The organism is Desulfuromonas sp. AOP6, assembly GCF_009731355.2.
GTDB lineage: Bacteria > Desulfobacterota > Desulfuromonadia > Desulfuromonadales > SZUA-540 > SZUA-540.
Genome location: NZ_AP022810.1, coordinates 694,211 through 710,400 on the forward strand (window position 1 = coordinate 694,211; position 16,190 = coordinate 710,400).

The following is a 16,190-nucleotide window of genomic DNA, read 5'->3' on the forward strand; positions in this document are numbered from 1 at the left end:
AGACACCTCTTCTTCATTTCTTGAGGACAGCAGGATTGTGGTGTGTGTGGCCAGAAACGAACGTTCGTTCGGTGAGGCCAGATAAAAAATTCAGCGGCTCACCGATTTCCAGGAACACTGCCAAACGGGTTCAAGATGGCGCGATACCTCGCCGTCGATGAGACCATCCAGACGCAGATAGATCATGCGAATCGGTCCCCCGAACAGGCTGGTGGCCGCCACGAGGGGATCCATAAGCGCGATTTCCCCCTGTTCCATCCCTTCCTGCACCATCTGCTTCATCAGGGCGAAGGGGCTGGAGGAGCAGATGGGAACGCCATCCGACATGAACTCGCGGTGGCGGGCGTTCAGGATAAACTCCATGGCCGCCGGCTGGCTGTCCGCCATGGACAGCAGCAGAGCGACCGCCGCCCGGCAGCGCTCATAGGCGCTGGCATGCGTGGCCAGAATATTGCGCATGGCCTCTTCCATTTGCGCCAGCAGATCGTGGTAAATCGCCTTGGCGATGGCTTCCTTGCTGGGAAAATGGTGATAGATCGAACCGATACTGATGTCCGCTTCCTTGCGAATATCCTGGACGGAAGTGTTGAAATAGCCGGTACGGGAAAAAAGACCCAGGGCTGTATCGAGAATCAAAGCCCGGGTCGTATCGGGCGTGGAAGGTATGGGCTTAATCGACGTCGTCATAAAAGTCATCGGCAGTTGCAGGCTGGCCCGCCCGATTGTTGAAAAGCAATTATCGCCTTAGGTCTATATATTGAAAAGTGAATATATAGAAAGGACAGATCCAGGTCAAGCTTTTAATGAGCCTCAGGGGGAGACGGATTCCAGCGGCGGGGGGACGGCAATGTGCAGGGTCTGTATCAGTTGCGAAAACTCGCCGTCTTTGAAGACGATGGGCTGCATGCGGGTGAGAGGCCGAAGCTTGCGGGGATTTTTGAGCCAGTCTTCCAGATCTTTTTCGGACCAGGGGGCATCCTTGCCAGGCTTTTCAGCGCTGCGCGGATAGTAGGGGGTGAGCAGGCCGGAGAGGTTGGGAGCCGTTTCGCCGTCGCCGAGCCCTCCTTCTTTTACGGTAAGGGCGCGATGGCAGCCACCGCAGCGCTTGGCAAAGATGTTTTCCGAAGCGGCTCCCTCTTTTTCGAAATGAATGACCAGGGGAACTTCTGTGTCTTGCCGTGGGGTCGCCACCCCTTCTTTCAGCAGGAGGGTCACCAGGGCGGCAACATCGTCGGTCCCGAAGCGGAAGTCAGGCATCAGGGCCACGGGCTGGCGGATGCTCTCCTCCAGGTCCAGCGGCGGCGTGGCGGCGGCGGTGCGGTCGAGGTTGCTGGCCAGGGTCGTGCCCTTGCCACCCAGGGTGTGACAGCGTCGGCACCCGGCCTTGTCGGTCAGGGTAGTGCCACGCTTGATTACGGGGGAGTCGGGCTGGCTGAAGGTGGCAAGGCGGCCAGGTACGAAGCGGTCGTGGGCGATCTCAATCCGCGTCGTGCCGGGATGGCCGCGGTGACAGTCGGTGCAGGTGCCCTGGCTGTCGTAGTGGACCTCATGGCAGCGCAGGCACAGGGGTGGTCCGGTGGCTGCGCAGGCGGTGCCGACGGACAGGCTCAGCAGGAGAATCAGAAGGGCAGCACGAAAGACCAATTTTCACCTCGAAAAAACATGGCGATCAGTGTCAGGGCCAAAATACCGAAAAAGGTTGTCAGGCCAAGAGCGGTGGCCAGGCGCTGATCGCGGCCGAACCAGCGGGCGCTCGATGCGGGCTTTGAGCCGGGCAGGAAGGGGAGCAGCAGAAAGACCAGGGCGCAGAGGATGATCAGATAGACCAGGTACTTGGAATAGCTCACCAGTTCCTGGGTCCACAACAGGAACCAGGCTGATTTAACGGGGTTGGGCACGGTGGCGATATCGGCCGGCCCCTGCAACGGAGCGGGAAAGAGCAGGGCCAGCCCCATGAGAACGAGACAGGTAACCAGTGCCGCCCGTTTGATGAGAGGAAAGAAACCCTCAGTGCTGAAAACATATTTTTTCATAGGTAGGGCAACACTCCCTTGTCTCGGCGGATGCGGTAAAAATGCAGAAAAGAGAGGGCCAGCATGCAGGCCGGCACAAAGACGATATGCAGGGCATAAAAGCGCAGCAGCGACAGCTCGCCGCCGACTTCATCGGGAACCAGAATCCGTTTGAGAGCCGGCCCGCCCGGTACTGTGGCGAGCAGTTCCATGCCTGTCTGAGTGGCCCACAGGGCCAACTGGTCCATGGGCAGCAGGTAGCCGGTGTAGGCGGCAAAGACCGCCAGGCAGAGCAGGGCGAAGCCGATAATCCAGTTCAGCTCCCGCGGCTTGCGGTAGGCTCCGGTGAAAATCACGCGCAGGGTGTGCAGGAAGATGAAGACGAGCAGGGCGTGGGAAGCAAGGCGGTGCAGACTGCGGATATAGCCGCCGAGAAAGACGCTGCGCTCCAGGGCCAGAATTGATTCGAAGGCCTTTTCCGGGGTCGGCTGATAGTAGAAGATGAGCAGCAGGCCCGTGGCGATAAGGAGCAAAAAGGCGGTAAAGGCCAGTCCCCCCAGACAGAAGGTATAGGTGAGCCGCAGGTTGCGTCGCAAAACCACACGGGGGAAGAGATGGGCGATGAAATCTTTGTACACCGTCAGGCCTTTCCGCTGTAGATCGTCAACATGTCGCCGCGTTCATCCAGGGCCAGCCGCCGCAGGGGCTGGTCGGCGGGACCGGACAGCACGGCGCCGTCGCGGGCAAAGAGGCTGCCGTGACAGGGGCAGACCAGGTTCGTGGGGGTGACCGACACCGTGCAGCCCAAATGGGTGCAGGTCAGGTCCAGGGCGAACACCTCTTCCCCCTGACGGATGACGGCGACCCGCGCCTGCCGAAAGACCAGGGCACCATCAGGGGGGATGTCACTCCGAGGAACTTCCAGCAACACCTGCTGCGAAGCGGCCTTGGGAAAGAGAAACTTGCCGATCAGCAGAGCCAGCCCCGAAAAGGTCAGGGCTTTAAGGAGGTATCGACGCTTTCGACCAAACTTTTCCATTTTTCGATATAGGCCTTCGTGTAAGTGGACGTCGGCGTGCTCAGCCGCTCATAGCGTTCACGGGGCATGAATTGGCCGTTAACCAGGGTCTGTCCCTGCTGATCCCAGAAAGAGGGCAGGGGCAGACCGTCGCGCTGCAGTTCGTAGATACGATCTCGGGGATCCTCCAGCAGAAAGCGGCGCGGATTGTCGTGGCAGCCTTCACAGGTCGCCGTGCCGCGGCGGATGGTATGGGGAAAGAAGGCTTTCCACTGGGCCGCGACCAGGGCGTTTTCCACCCGATTCGGGTCATCCTTTTGACGCAGGTCCGAGTAAAAGGCGATGAACTGGGGGCGGATGGGACTGACCTTGCCGCGACTGTTCAGCCCCAGAGGGGGCGCGTTCTGCTGGCGCAGATAGGCACTCTGCACATATTCGTCGGCCGGATTCTGTTTGAGATTGAAGTATTCGCGGTTGGGGTTGTCTCCCAGGCGCAGGAAAAAGCTGCCGTATTCCTGGGGTGCCCAGCTGGCGTGGCAGGCAGTGCATTCCAGTTTTTCCTGGTGGGCGGCAATGCGGTGCTCGACGATGGTTGGGTCCGGTTCATGGCAGTCCGTGCATCCCTTGGCGCTGAGACGGCCGTCCACCAAGCTCTGCATACTGTGGCAGTCGCCGCAGCTCAGCCCCGCCTCCTCATGCACGTCGGGACGCATTTTCAGATAGGCCTGGCCATCGACGATTTCTCCCCGCTGGTAGCGGTTGTGATTCTCTCGCGGCGCCCGCCCGAAAAAGTCGGCGCCGACAAAATAGCCCTGGTGGCAGCGGTGGCAGGTATCCGAGGTCGGGCGCGTGAGGGTGTGGATGTCCTCTCCGTGGCAGTCGGCGCAGGAGCTCACATGGCAGTCGGCGCAGTTTTTCTGGAAAAAGTCGGTATCATGCCCACCAAAAGCCCCATGCACGAAGGCCTTTTCAGCATTGCGGGTCGTCATGGCCTGGGTGAAGATGCCCTGGTAGCCGTCGTGGCAGTCGGCGCATTCCCGCGCCCCGTCGCGCACGGAGGCGGTTTCCCCTGGCGCATGGCAGGCGGCGCAGCTCAGGCCGCCATGGGCGCCGCTGAGGCGTTTTGTGGTGGGGTCGGCCACGGCCGCCCCGTTGAGGCTAAGGCCGAGCAGGCACAGAGCGCTCAAGGCAGCGATCCAGCGCGCCATAGTCGAGTTCCTTTTGATAAATAGGGTCCTTGGGATTGTCGTGGCAGACCAGACAGAGGTTGACGGCCAGCACTTTTTTCACTTCCGCACCGTTCAAGGGCCGAGAATTCTCGCGGGTGATGGCGGAAAAGGCCTTGACCTTGCCGTCCTCCATGGTTAGGTAGCCGTCCAGGGGCTTGCTGTCCGATTTTTCGCACAGCAGAGTTCCTTCGATGGTGGCGCCCTCGATGACATGCTGGCCGAAACCGAGGAAGGACGGATTGCCGTGACACTCGGCGCAGTTGACGGCCCGGGTGCCCGTGTTGTGGCTGTAAAAGGGGGCAAAGCGCAGCTGCTGGCGGTCGCCGAAGCGGGCCACGTACTCGTCCTTGCTCTTGCGGCCGTCCCGTTCGATGACGGTGATGAAGGTCTGACAACCCGGCGTCACCGGGGAGATCTTGCCGCGCTGGTTCAGGGCCAGAGGGAAGGGATAGAGCATACGGAAATCTTCCGTCTCACTGAAGGCGCCAGGAGTATCGTAGCCCTTGACAAAGTCGCGGGCGTTGCGGGTGAGGTCGTACTCGGTATGACAGCCGTAGCACTGCACCACCGTGCGCGAATGGCAGCTGTAACACTCAAGACGGTCATGGCCGGCGATGGTGTGCTCCGGCGTGTCGGTGATGACCTTCGATTCGTGCAGCTTGCCGCTGCGTTTGCCCTGCAGCCAGATCTTGCCGTCCTGCTCGAAGACGTTGGCGTATTTGCGCCCCTTGGCGGTCAGCACCATGTTGGTGCCGTAGGTCATGGGCAGCTGGTAGCTGCGTGATTCCACCAGGGCGCTGTCGTTCTCGCGGCTGATGGCTTCCAGGCGAGGATGCTCGCGGGCACTGCCATGACAGTCTTCGCAGGCGGTCTCCGTCTGCAGATACATGTTTTCGTAGGCGTAGCCATCCCCCATGACATCGCGGGAGGTGTGACAGTCGATGCAGTCCATCCCCTTGGCGTGGTGGATATCTGGCGCGATGCTGGTGACGTTGCGCACGCCGCCGATGAGTTCAGGACCGGGGATGGCGTCGCGGGTGGGCACCAGGCTGTTGTTGCCGTCGTTTTGCCCCTGGTAGGAAAGGGCGATGCGCCCACTGCGGTTGTGACAGCGGAAGCAGACCTTGTTGTCAGGCAGGGAGGCCATTTCATGGCTGGCCGAATAGGGCCACTTGCCATGTACCGTCTCGTCCCCCCCCTGGTAGGTGGCGTTGTCGTTGTAAGGGAAATGACAGGCGGCGCAGCCCGAGCCATGGCTGCCGCTCCACACCTGGTTGGATTCACGGCCGACATGACAGAGGGAGCAGAACTTGCGATAGAGTTCGCCGGAGAGGTTGTCGAGTTCGCTCACCGACTTCAAAGTCAGCGGTTCTCCCTTGGCGTCAAAAACATCTTCCTGGCGGGTGGCGTACAACTGGCCATCTACCCCCTCCCAGGTGAGCTGCGCGTTTTTGATGATGCCGGTGTTGGTGTACATCAGATTGGAGCGGACCCTTTTCAATTGCTCCTCATGGCAGCCGCCGCAACCCTTGTCCCAGACCTCTGGTGCCGCCGGATTCTTCTTGCCGAACATGCCCCGGTGGGCGGCGTCCTTGTTGTCGGTGCTGGGGTCGCCGCCGTGACAGGTCGTACAGGCGCCGTGGGTGGGAGAAGCAAGTTCTAACCCTTGGTGGCAGCTTTCGCAGCGGGATTCCTCGTCTTGGCTGGTAGTACAGCCGGCGGCGAAGCACAGCAGGAGGGTGGCGAGAATCCAGTATGACAGACGACAGCGCAGCGGCATAGGTTCAGAGATTGATGGATGATGGTGATTTCAAGGGATGAAAGACTCCCGGTATCTTAACCGAAGTCGCTTTGGACAACCAGTAAAAAGGACGGGGTAGAGGCGACGATTTTTATCAGAAAAAAAGCGGCTGACCGGATGTCTCAGCGGGAAGAATCCGATCAGCCGCGCATGGCAAGAGGTGCCAATATCAGGAGGGCTTCAGCCAGCGCTTAAAGTTTGCTGACCTTCACCGTTTTGATCTCTTCCTTCCACAGGAAGGGGTCACTCTGCTTGTTGCCGTAAGGCAGATACCAGAGCTGTACTTTCAGCTCCATTTCCGTTTGTCCTTCGGGGAAGCGGATTTCAAAGTGTTCTTTGACTTTCTTGCCCGGGTGCAGCCCGGTGTCGGCGATGATGCCGCTCTTCTCGTAGGGGCCGCGGCCCATTTCATCGCCCCGCGCGAATTTCTGCGGGATAGGCATGTAGATCTTGTCCTGATTGAAAACTTCCTGACCATCCTTCGTTGTGGCGATTACCGACAGAACCAGTCGGTTGGGGGTCGGTCAGCCATCAGGGATGGCGTGGCCGGTGCGGTTGGTCATGGCCACGTCGAGCATGACCTGAGGCACCACATTACGGCCGTCACGCCAGTTCATGGGGATGGCATGTACTTCGAACTCCACGGCCCGATCGGCCATGCCTTTGTCGCGGTAGCTCTGCATGTTGTGGCCGAGCCCGCTCTCTTCCATGTGGCACTGCTGACAGGTCTTGTCACCGCCGCCGGCCACGTAGGACCAGAGGTAGCTGCCATAGGCCGTGGCGCACTGGGTGGGGTTGTCCAGCTCCAGGTTGGGGCCGAGGCCGTGGCACTGCCCGCAGAGGATCGACTCCTTCATGATGGGACTGGTCTTCATGACCGGGAAGTCGGCATCCATGTGCTCGCCGTCCACGTTGCCGTAGACTACCCCTGCCTGCGGATAACCGTCGGCCCACTTGTGGGTGATCGCCATGCGGTTGTGGCAGACGAGGCAGTTGATGTTGAGTTTAAGCAGGGTTTCCTTCTTGGCTTCGAAGGTCTTCATGTCGTCTTCGGCATAGGCGTTCATGAAGGCATAGATGGTGCCTACGAACTCTTTGGCCACGGCGTCGGTAGCGTCGGCCAGCTGGGGCAGGTGGCACTTGGCGCAGCCCATCAGGTGCTCAACTTCGACATCCTTGGGATCGGTGACGCCCGAATAGGCCCAGGACATGAAGCCGTTGGTAAAGGCGGTCTTGAAGGTGGCGGCGGTACGGCCGGTGCCGTACACCGAGCGGGAGTGTGCCGACTCGGCCCACTCGTCATGCGCCTGCTGGTGGCAGTCGATGCAGGAGCTCGAATCGTACATGTCGATCAGCTCCTGCAGGGTGTTCGCCTTGCCTTTTTTGGCGGCGATGGTGCCGTCCTTGCCGATGCCTGCGGCCTCGCTGGAAGCAGGGGCCAGGCCAAAGGTGGCAGCCGCCAGGAAAGCGAGACCCCAGAGGCTAAGGGTCCTTCCTGTCGCGTTCATATCGGTTCCATTTCATATTTAGGTTGTTTGGGACAGTTTAGAAAAAAATCAGGGCAGGTCAGGCTCTGTTAAGCCCGACCTGCCCTGAGGGTAGGCATTAGCAGCCCATCAGCATGTCTTTGCCTTTTTTAGGGGCGGCTTTCTTCTCGCCTTTTTCTTTCTTTACTTCCACTTCGACAGCGTCGCCGACGCTCAGGTCAGACGCGTTGCCTTTTTCCACTTCAATGGTGACGGTCTTGCCGCTGACGGCGGTGACCTTGCCCTTGAGCTCGTGGCTGCTGGCAAAAGCCACGCCGGCGCTCAGCAGGGTGATGACGGTTAGAATCAGCAGTTTTTTCATGATGTGTCTCCTTTTGTGCCTGGTTTAGCAGAGGTTAAAAGATGAGCTGCAGCTGGGCAGCCAGGGTGTTGATGTCCTCGGTCGTCTCGCCACCGAAGGACCCTTCCTGGTCGAAGTCTGCCATAGAATACTCAACAGTCAACTTGAGATCCTGGCCGCGCATGTAGTAGTTGAAGCCCAGGGCGTAAGCGGTGACTTCCTGGTCGATGACGTTGCTCAAGGTGGCAAAAGACCAATCCTCATAGCGGGCGAAGAACTGCAGGGGCGTATTGGGCAGCATGTAGCCGGCCTTGTAGTAAGAGCCGTTCTTTTCGCCGTTGATGCCGGTGAGACCGGCGGCAGTGTTGGTCTGATAGGCGTCGTCGAGGTCATAGTCGACATAGGCGCCGGACAGGGTGAAGGTGCCGACATCTTCGACGGGATACTCGAAGAAGCCGTCCACGGTCCAGGCCGCGTAATCGACGGAACCGCTATTGGGAGCTTCGTACTCGACATCAGACTCGAACTGGTAAGCGGCGCCCACGGTGAGCACTTTCTTCTCACCCATGTAGGTGCCTTTGTAACCGTAGCCGGTCTCCTTGTCGAACAAGCTCACGTGACCACGAGCGCTGTAACGCAGGTTCGATTTGGGAGACGAGTCGTTGTCGTTGCGGCCATTCATGGCGTCAACGCGGTACTGGAACATGCCGTCGGCCAGGTTGCCCCACACGGCCACCCCTTTGTCGCGGGTTGTGACATAAGGGGCGCGGATGAAGTAGGACCGGTCGAGGGTCAGGGGAGCCTCGCAGGCTTCGAGGTTTTCACGGGTCAGGTTGTACTTGAACTTACCGACCCAGACATTGACCTGCTCACTGAGCTTGAAACGCATGACGGCGTCGAGAATCTGGAAGTTCGAGTTATCGCCATCCGATACAGACAGCGTACCGATGTTGTTGTCTTCGTTGAACTCGGTCTGCACATACAGGCCAAAGTTGGGGCCGTAAGCGCCCATGAGAGCCAGGCGGTTGCGGCGGAAGTTGAATTCGGAGGCCGATTCGTCGTTGTTCTCGCCAGCGCCGGTATCACGATGGTTGAACTGGAACTGACCTTTGTACTCCAGTTTGAGCAGACCCTGGTCTTCGGGGCCAAACTGCCAGACGGGTCCGGCCACAGCCGTGGAGGCCAGCAGCATCATGCCCGCGAGGGATGTTACAATATGACGTAGTTTCACGGTGTTCACTCCTTTGATGAAAAGAGGGTTTTAAATTAAATTAGCAGCCGCTGGCATCCCCGGTCCCGACATTGGTCGGTGCGGAAGGAAGTGTCGACATATACTCGCTGTCCTCGTTTTCAATCTGGTTGGCGCGCGGATCGTCAACCGTCATGTAGCGGCTGTTCAGGATGGGGTCGATAATGTCGTAGGTGTTTCCTTTGCTATCTACGGCGAGTGCTGCAGGATTTGTAGAGAGATCGCTGGTGTTCCAAGCATCATTAGGAATAACCCTATCTTCAGCTGGCAATCCGCGGTACGCATTCCATTGATTGGTCGAACCGTCAAAAATCGCGACATTCCAACCAAGGATAGCGTCGAGGGAGAAGAAAATAGGGGCGCAGCTCATGCCAGAGGCGCAATGGGTGATGGTGGGGAGCCCTTCAACAAAGTCGCCAACTCCTGACTCTTTAGTGGGATCGAGAATGGCGTCGGTGTCGAACACGACGTCGGTGAGGATGGCGTCAGCCGTTTTGTAGGCCCAATCAGGGGTAAATAATTCGGTTGTATCTCTGACAATAGCCGATAGGAGGGTGGGACTTGAAGCCGCCGAGGTGCGGTGGATGATGTTGAATTCCTGGGAGCCGTCGGTATTGTCTTCAACGACCTGGATCATCTCCCCAATGGAGTAACGCAGGTCGTCGCGGAGCTGGTAGTTTTCCCGTACGCTGAACGTGTTGTTGGTGTATTCGATGGGTCGTTTGGTCGTCAGGCCATTGGCATCAAGGTCCCAATTGGCAAAGGTTGTCGTGTCCCAATCCGGATTTGCGACATACGCTGCTGACCAGGCGCTGACGCCGCCATTGAGAAACTTGATTCTTTCCTTGGGAATTCCCCAGTAGCGCAGGGTGAAATATGCCCTGGCTGGTGCCCAGTTGACAATAGGGGTTCCACCCGAATTAAGGGAAAATGCAGGTCCGGTAATCACGATGGTGGAATATTTGTTGGCTCCGGCGCGTTGCAGAATGGCATCCATCATGGGGCCAGTGATGACGCTACTTCCGGCGTTGCCAAGGCCCTCCAGGCGGGTCATCGATAATTCAACTCTGGTGTCCCAAAGATAAGCGTTGGGAATCGTGGATCCGGTGAAGATATAAGTACCCGGATTGTCTGGAAGGTCTTCGGTCGTTGCGTCCAGATGCAGAATGACGACATTCTCATTGCCGTCCGCATTGACCAGCCCGGCGTCAAACCAGCTCTTGAGCTGCTCGGCGGTAATCACGGGTGTCTCTGTCCTGGTCTGGACTTGTGCGGTGTGGTCCGTGTAGCTGTCCGACCCGCAACCCCACATGACCACAGAGGTCAGCAGAGCCAGGGTCACCATCATAAACGATTTTCTGAACGTGCTCAGATTCATGATTAGGTGCCTCCAAAGTTAGATTCGATACTTCGTGTGTTTGTTACCTTGGTCCAGTTTGTTGACGTCCTTTCCCGGGTAACCTCCTTTCTCAGTTGTGATTTGCCATTGTTCAACTCGTGTGGCCGAGCGTTGGAAAGGTCGGCCTTTCGCCTTCAGGTCGCCTTGATTGCCGCCCAGGCGTTCTCGATAATCAGGTCGCCGATCTCGGTCAGCGGTTGTTCCAGTACGCAGATCAGACGCAACTCAGCGGCGCGCAGGATGACGCCGGTGTAGGCCGCGCCCAGAATGTAAACCTCGCCCGGCTTGATCTCGCCGTCTTCGATGCCTTTTCGCACGATGGCCTGCACGCGCCGGAAAGGGTCGGTGAAGCAGAGGGGCGGCTCTACGCTCTTGAGGTCGCCCTGGTTGATGAAGAGCATGTAGCCCATCATATCCGGATCATTCTCGGTGATCTCGAAAATCAGCCGGGCAAAGACCGCGAGTTTTTCCTGAGCGGTCTCCTTGCCCTCCAGGCGGCGGTTGAATTCCCGGTAAAAGTCGCCCAGAGTCTGTTTGCGGATAAAGCTGACCAGGTTTTCCTTGCTGCCGAAGTGGTGGTAGATAGCCCCGGTGCTGGTGTCCGAGGCCTTGACAATCATGGGGATGGAGACATGGTGGACCCCGTTCTTGACAAAAAGACTGCGGGCAACTTTGACAATTTGGTCATGTTTGAGCTGTTGTTTTCGGGGCGCTGTATCCACCAAAATAACTCCAGAAAGAACGTTCGTTCTGTTTTTGAGTATGTAGCATAATCCATGCCTGAGCGAAGAGGACCAGGCGCCGTTCGAAGGGTTGCGGTGTTTGTATATCCGTAAAGTCCACATGTTGCGGTGTTTTAATCCGCCTGTGATTTTACCTGAAAAAGGTGAGTTTATTGCCCCGCTGACGTCGTGATTTCACTGGGAAAGCTGGTTTGTGCCAGGTGAAAAAGAGGAGCACGTCGCTTTTGGCGCGGCTGGCCTTTTGGCTGTATTATACAGGTTAAATCGCGTAGTCAAGTGATGATAAGGTATTGTAATATCTAAATTATTGTCTATTTGAAATATTGAATCCATGGGGCTGGTCAGCGCAGGCTCGGCAGGAATTGGCCTTGACAGGGTCTGCGGAAAAGGTATGTTCTGCCCTTGTGTAAGAAACGCACATTGAGGAGGAGGAATCATGAACGTACCCGTCGTTTCGGTGGTCGCCAAGAGCGGGACCGGCAAGACTACCCTGTTGATAAAACTCATTGCCGGCCTGAAGGCACGCGGCTATCGGGTCGGGGCGCTGAAGCATGATGCCCATCGCTTCGAGATGGATCACGAGGGCAAGGACTCCTGGCGCATGACCCAGGCCGGGGCCGCCACTACGGTGATCACTTCACCGGCCAAGATCGCCATGATCAAGATGAACCGCGACGAAGAGGAACCGCCGCTGGAGGAGACCATCCAGAAGCTGTTTGCCGACGTGGACATAGTGCTGACCGAGGGTTTTAAAAAAAGCGCCATGCCCAAGATCGAGGTGCACCGCACCTCCCGCAGCGAACGCCTGCTCTGCCGTGGAGAGGAGCCTGACCCCACCCTTATCGCCGTGGCCTCCGACGCCGGGCTGCAGCTTGATGTGCCGGTCTTTCATCTTGACGATGCCGGAGCCATCTGTGATTTCATCGAGGAGCGGTTTTTGCGATGATGGCAATATAGGCAGGTAGACTTGTTTTCGCACGCACTGGTGTGGAATTTGCTAGCTTAGGTGGTGCTCATCATGGAATTTTTATGAAGCACCGCAGTTTGGGTGAATTTGATGCAATGGCGGGAGGGGCCTTGTGAGCCTCAGTCTCAGGAGTAAACTTTTTTTCGGTTTTCTGGCCGTTGCCGCCCTGGCGGCGACATCGGGATTCTTTGCCCTGAGTGCCAACCGGCAGATTGTCGGCTATTTCGCGGGAGGGGAAAGCCATTTTCGCTCCAACGTGGCGGCCGCCACCGAAGTGGCCAGCCATGCCAAACGCCTCGAAAGTCATCTCCTTCTCTATCTATCCCTTCACAACGCCGAGGATCGCGCCGCCGTCTTCTCCCTTTATGAGGGGATGGGTCGTGAACTGGCCACGCTGGAAGCCCAGGTGGAGAACCCCGACGCCCGCCGTTTTTTGGAGACCCTTCAGCGCACGCAGGAAACAGTCAGGCACCTGGCGCTGACTCTCGTCCTGGCCCATGACGAAGAGCTGGACGACTCCAGCGAATTTGTGCTGGCCCGCCACAACACCGCCTTGCGCAATCTGAGTGACGCTGTCAGTCATCTGGCCGCCAGCGCCTTGCGTATCGCCCATATCGAAACCAATTTTCTCAACAAGCAGGAAGCCATCACGGCGGCAACAGCCGTGGCCAGCCTGGCCAAAAGGGCCGAAAGCAGTCTGCTGTTCTTCCTTTCCCTTGGCTGCGAAGAGGATCGGGCCGATTTCTTCGATTTTAATCTGGAGCTGACACGAAACATCGATATTTTACGGGATCGGGTCAAGGAGCCCTTCGGGCAGGCCCTGCTCGACCGTATCGCGGCCGGTGAACGGGACATGTTTCTGGCCGGACGGCAGCTGGTGGAAATCCGTGATGCCGGGGTCGTCGGCGGCCAGTTCAATTATCATAGGAATGAGGCCTTGCTGCGCGACCTGCACGGGGCGGCGGCCAGCATCCGTGCCCTGGGCGTCCAGTTGGCGGATTACGAAGTCGGTCTGGAGAGCCAGCTTAAAGCTGGTGCCGTTGACAGGGCGCAACGCACCATCTTTCTGGTCTCCCTGGTTATGGCGGCCGTGGTGACGCTCGCTTTGGGCCTTGGCTACCTCATCTCCCATTCCCTCTCCCTGCGCCTGCAGAAGCTGAAAGCGGCCGTCGCCGACATCGGCCGCGGCCATCTGGAAACGGCTGTTCCCGTCGACAAAAATGACGAAATCGGCGAGGTCGCCACCGCTATCAACCTGATGGCGAGAGACCTGCACCATACGCTGGTGTCGCGGCGTTATGTCGAAAATATCCTCCATTCCATGATGGATATGCTGCTGGTCTTTGACTCGGACCTTCGCATCCAGGTAGTCAACCGTTCAACCGTGAGTCTGCTCGGCTACCCTGAGGAAGAACTGATCGGCCGCTCTTTCATTGATATCGTCGGCACCGATTTCAATGAGATGATCAGCCGGAACCTTTTTCACGCCGGCTTTGTTTCCAATATCGAACTGCACTTTCTGGGCAAGAGCGGTAAGCGGATACCGGTGCTCTTCTCCGCCAAGGTCATGCGGGATGATGGGCGCAGCGTGGAGGGTGTGGTGTGCGCCGCCCGGGACATGACCGAGAGCAAGCGGGGAGAGGAAGAACGTGCCCGTCTGCAGGCCCAGCTCATTCAGGCGCAGAAGATGGAGACCGTCGGGACTCTGGCCGGTGGCATCGCCCATGACTTCAACAACATCCTGACCCCCATTCTGGGCTTCAGCGAACTGTGCAAGGGCGAGGTGCCCGGCGACAGCCGGGCCAGCCAGTGTCTCGACCATGTCATCAACGCCGCCCGCCGCGCCCGTAATCTTGTGCAGCAGGTGCTGACCTTCAGCCGGCGCACCGAGGGCAGCCGGCGTCCCGTTGACTTGGCGCAGGTGGTCAGCGAAGCGGTGGAATTTCTGCAGGCCTCTTTGCCGAAAAAGATCGGCCTTCGTCAACGGCTGGCGGTCGATTTGCCCCTGGTCATGGCTGATCCGACCCAGATCCACCAGATATTGATGAATCTGGGGACCAATGCCCTGCAGGCCATGCCGAACGGGGACGGTGACCTGGAAGTCGTTCTGGAGGAGGTACGTATTGATGCCGCCCAGTCCAGAATACACCCCGAACTCAAGCCGGGTCCCTACCTGCGCCTGCAGTTCCGCGACAATGGCCAGGGTATGAGCGAAGAGACCTGCAAGCGGGTGTTCGAACCCTTTTTCACCACCAAGGATGTGGGGCAGGGGACGGGATTGGGGCTATCGGTCGTGCACGGGATTGTGACCAGTCATGGCGGCCATATCTCTGTGCAGAGTGTCGAGGGTCGGGGAACTACCTTCACTATTCTGCTGCCGGCCGTCGTCGCCCCGGAAATGGACGGCGCGCCTGCCGTCGTCGGTACCACAGCGGGGCAGGCTCATATCATGCTGGTGGATGACGAGGAGATCGTGCTGTTGCTGGTGCAGGAGATGCTGGAGGCCCAGGGGTACCGGGTGTCCGCTTTTGAAGGGGCCGAGGAGGCCTTGGAAGCCTTTGGCCGCCGCCCGCAGGATTTCGATCTGGTCATCACCGATTTGTCCATGCCGGACAAAAACGGTCTGGATCTCGCCCGTCAGTTGAAGGGGATTCGTCGCGACTTGCCCATTGTGCTGCTGAGTGGATTTGTGGGGACGATATCCCCTGAGGAGAGCGCGGCGGCCGGCATCGACCGATTGATCATGAAACCGATCGTGGCCGCCGAACTCCATGAGGTGGTTGGCGCTCTCCTGGAGGGAGACGCAGCGTCCTCCCCAGGGTAGCTGGGAACCTGGCGTCTATTTCTTGCGGCGGAAGACGTCCGTCTTGAGGCTGGACACACGGTCGAGAAAGAGAAAACCGTCAAGATGATCCAGCTCGTGCTGGATGGCCACCGCTTCAAAGCCACTGGCCTGGATTACCGTTTCACGTCCCTGCCGGTCGAGGAACTGTACTACCACCTGCTCGGCCCGGCTGACGTTGCCCGTGTAGTCCGGCACGCTCATGCACCCTTCGCGCATGCTGCTGCAGCCTGCCTTCTCCAGGATCACCGGATTGACCATCACCAGCAGACCGTGATTGTTTTCCCTGCCCAGCTTTGACTTGGACACGTCGACGACAAGGGCCCGGCGGGTTGCGCCGATCTGCGGCGCCGCCACGCCCACGGAGTGGCCGGCGGCAACCATGGTGTCGATCAGATCCTCGATGAGAGATTCCACCGAGGCGTCGAAAGCCTCTATCGGTTCGCAGACGGTTTTAAGAATCGGGTCGGGGTAAAGTCGGATTTCCTGTACGGCCATGGTTTAAAGCTCAACGGGGGTGATGGAGCGGACGTTGATATCCACTTGCAGTTCGTCCTTGAGGCCGGCCATGATCTCTTTCAGCGTGTCCTCGTCCTGGCCCTCGGGCAGCATCGCTTCGAGCATCATGACATAGACCGGGCGCTCCTGGCTGCCGACCAGCTTGGTGTTGAGATCGGTGATGTTGATCTGGCGGTGGGCAAGCTCCTGGGTGACGCGATAGACGATGCCGGGCTTGTCCGAGCCGTAAACCGAGATCATGCAGATTTCTCCGCGCAGGTCCGGGCTCAGTTCTCCTCCTGGCTTGAGTACGCGCACAAAGACGGAGAGGCCGCTCTCCTCGATGTTGGCGAAGGCGTCGAGAAAGGGCTGCTTGCTGTCGATGTCGGGGCTGGAGACGATGAGGATCATGGCGAACTGGCCGCCAAGCAGGGTACAGCTCGAGTCAGCGATATTGCAGCCGAGACGGTAGAGAACTTCGGTAACGTCGGCAACGATGCCGGGTCGGTCGCGGCCGATGATGGTCAGAGCGAAATAGTGCATGACAGACTCCACGGGCAGGGGTGAAATGAATCATGACTTTTCTAGCATGAACAGACCCGCTT

General features: G+C 58.6%; 16 protein-coding genes. 2 read left to right on the plus strand and 14 right to left on the minus strand.

The window, feature by feature from the left end:
• Nucleotides 1-90: 90 nt before the first annotated feature.
• The 12 genes from AOP6_RS03285 to AOP6_RS03345 form a co-directional block, all read right to left on the minus strand.
• A complete protein-coding gene (locus tag AOP6_RS03285) occupies nucleotides 91-687 on the minus strand; it encodes a TetR/AcrR family transcriptional regulator (protein ID WP_213194736.1) in 597 nt (198 codons plus the stop codon).
• 123 nt (nucleotides 688-810) lie between these two features.
• The gene (gene extS / locus AOP6_RS03290; protein ID WP_155875206.1) at nucleotides 811-1,644 is read right to left on the minus strand and encodes a selenite/tellurite reduction operon c-type cytochrome lipoprotein ExtS; all 834 of its coding nucleotides are present in this window, start codon (nucleotides 1,642-1,644) and stop codon (nucleotides 811-813) included.
• Nucleotides 1,620-2,033 carry a selenite/tellurite reduction operon b-type cytochrome membrane protein ExtQ gene (extQ, locus tag AOP6_RS03295; RefSeq protein ID WP_155875207.1) on the minus strand — a complete coding sequence of 138 codons (414 nt, stop codon included), beginning with the start codon at nucleotides 2,031-2,033 and terminating at the stop codon, nucleotides 1,620-1,622. Before extQ ends, extS begins: the two co-directional genes overlap by 25 nt.
• Entirely contained in the window at nucleotides 2,030-2,650 is a 621-nt protein-coding gene (locus tag AOP6_RS03300; RefSeq protein WP_155875208.1) for a cytochrome b N-terminal domain-containing protein, read from the minus strand. The genes extQ and AOP6_RS03300 overlap by 4 nt, the downstream gene beginning before the upstream one ends.
• Nucleotides 2,651-2,652: 2 nt before the next feature.
• Complete coding sequence (locus tag AOP6_RS03305) at nucleotides 2,653-3,051, minus strand: Rieske (2Fe-2S) protein (protein WP_155875209.1); 399 nt, start codon at nucleotides 3,049-3,051, stop codon at nucleotides 2,653-2,655.
• The gene (extO, locus tag AOP6_RS03310) at nucleotides 3,006-4,238 is read right to left on the minus strand and encodes a selenite/tellurite reduction operon b-type cytochrome iron-sulfur cluster-binding subunit ExtO (protein ID WP_155875210.1); all 1,233 of its coding nucleotides are present in this window, start codon (nucleotides 4,236-4,238) and stop codon (nucleotides 3,006-3,008) included. The genes AOP6_RS03305 and extO overlap by 46 nt, the downstream gene beginning before the upstream one ends.
• The gene (gene extM, locus AOP6_RS03315) at nucleotides 4,189-6,039 is read right to left on the minus strand and encodes a selenite/tellurite reduction operon c-type cytochrome ExtM (protein ID WP_155875211.1); all 1,851 of its coding nucleotides are present in this window, start codon (nucleotides 6,037-6,039) and stop codon (nucleotides 4,189-4,191) included. The genes extO and extM overlap by 50 nt, the downstream gene beginning before the upstream one ends.
• A gap of 212 nt (nucleotides 6,040-6,251) precedes the next feature.
• Entirely contained in the window at nucleotides 6,252-7,568 is a 1,317-nt protein-coding gene (extKL, locus tag AOP6_RS03325) for a multiheme c-type cytochrome ExtKL (protein WP_256439364.1), read from the minus strand.
• 97 nt (nucleotides 7,569-7,665) lie between these two features.
• Nucleotides 7,666-7,908 (minus strand): hypothetical protein, encoded by a 243-nt coding sequence (locus AOP6_RS03330; RefSeq protein WP_155875213.1) that lies wholly within the window; start codon nucleotides 7,906-7,908, stop codon nucleotides 7,666-7,668.
• Nucleotides 7,909-7,942: 34 nt separating this feature from the next.
• Nucleotides 7,943-9,118, minus strand: a complete 1,176-nt coding sequence (extI, locus tag AOP6_RS03335) for a selenite/tellurite reduction operon porin ExtI (protein WP_256439365.1) — start codon at nucleotides 9,116-9,118, stop codon at nucleotides 7,943-7,945.
• A 40-nt stretch (nucleotides 9,119-9,158) separates the two neighbouring features.
• Complete coding sequence (gene extH / locus AOP6_RS03340; protein WP_155875214.1) at nucleotides 9,159-10,514, minus strand: selenite/tellurite reduction operon rhodanese-like protein ExtH; 1,356 nt, start codon at nucleotides 10,512-10,514, stop codon at nucleotides 9,159-9,161.
• Between the two features lie 155 nt (nucleotides 10,515-10,669).
• Nucleotides 10,670-11,257: a TetR/AcrR family transcriptional regulator gene (locus AOP6_RS03345; RefSeq protein ID WP_213194738.1), complete on the minus strand. Its 588-nt coding sequence runs from the start codon at nucleotides 11,255-11,257 to the stop codon at nucleotides 10,670-10,672.
• 457 nt (nucleotides 11,258-11,714) lie between these two features.
• On the opposite strand from AOP6_RS03345, the gene mobB reads away from it, so the two are divergent.
• Both mobB and AOP6_RS03355 read left to right on the plus strand, forming a co-directional pair.
• Nucleotides 11,715-12,224 carry a molybdopterin-guanine dinucleotide biosynthesis protein B gene (mobB, locus tag AOP6_RS03350; protein ID WP_155875216.1) on the plus strand — a complete coding sequence of 170 codons (510 nt, stop codon included), beginning with the start codon at nucleotides 11,715-11,717 and terminating at the stop codon, nucleotides 12,222-12,224.
• Between the two features lie 133 nt (nucleotides 12,225-12,357).
• On the plus strand, nucleotides 12,358-15,069 hold the full coding sequence (locus AOP6_RS03355) for an ATP-binding protein (protein WP_155875217.1): 2,712 nt from the start codon (nucleotides 12,358-12,360) through the stop codon (nucleotides 15,067-15,069).
• Nucleotides 15,070-15,084: 15 nt separating this feature from the next.
• Here AOP6_RS03355 and def read toward each other — a convergent pair whose 3' ends face one another.
• Together def and AOP6_RS03365 are read right to left on the minus strand one after the other, a co-directional pair.
• Nucleotides 15,085-15,585: a peptide deformylase gene (def, locus tag AOP6_RS03360; RefSeq protein WP_155875218.1), complete on the minus strand. Its 501-nt coding sequence runs from the start codon at nucleotides 15,583-15,585 to the stop codon at nucleotides 15,085-15,087.
• 3 nt (nucleotides 15,586-15,588) lie between these two features.
• Entirely contained in the window at nucleotides 15,589-16,128 is a 540-nt protein-coding gene (locus tag AOP6_RS03365; RefSeq protein ID WP_155875219.1) for an ACT domain-containing protein, read from the minus strand.
• Between the last annotated feature and the right edge of the window lie 62 nt (nucleotides 16,129-16,190).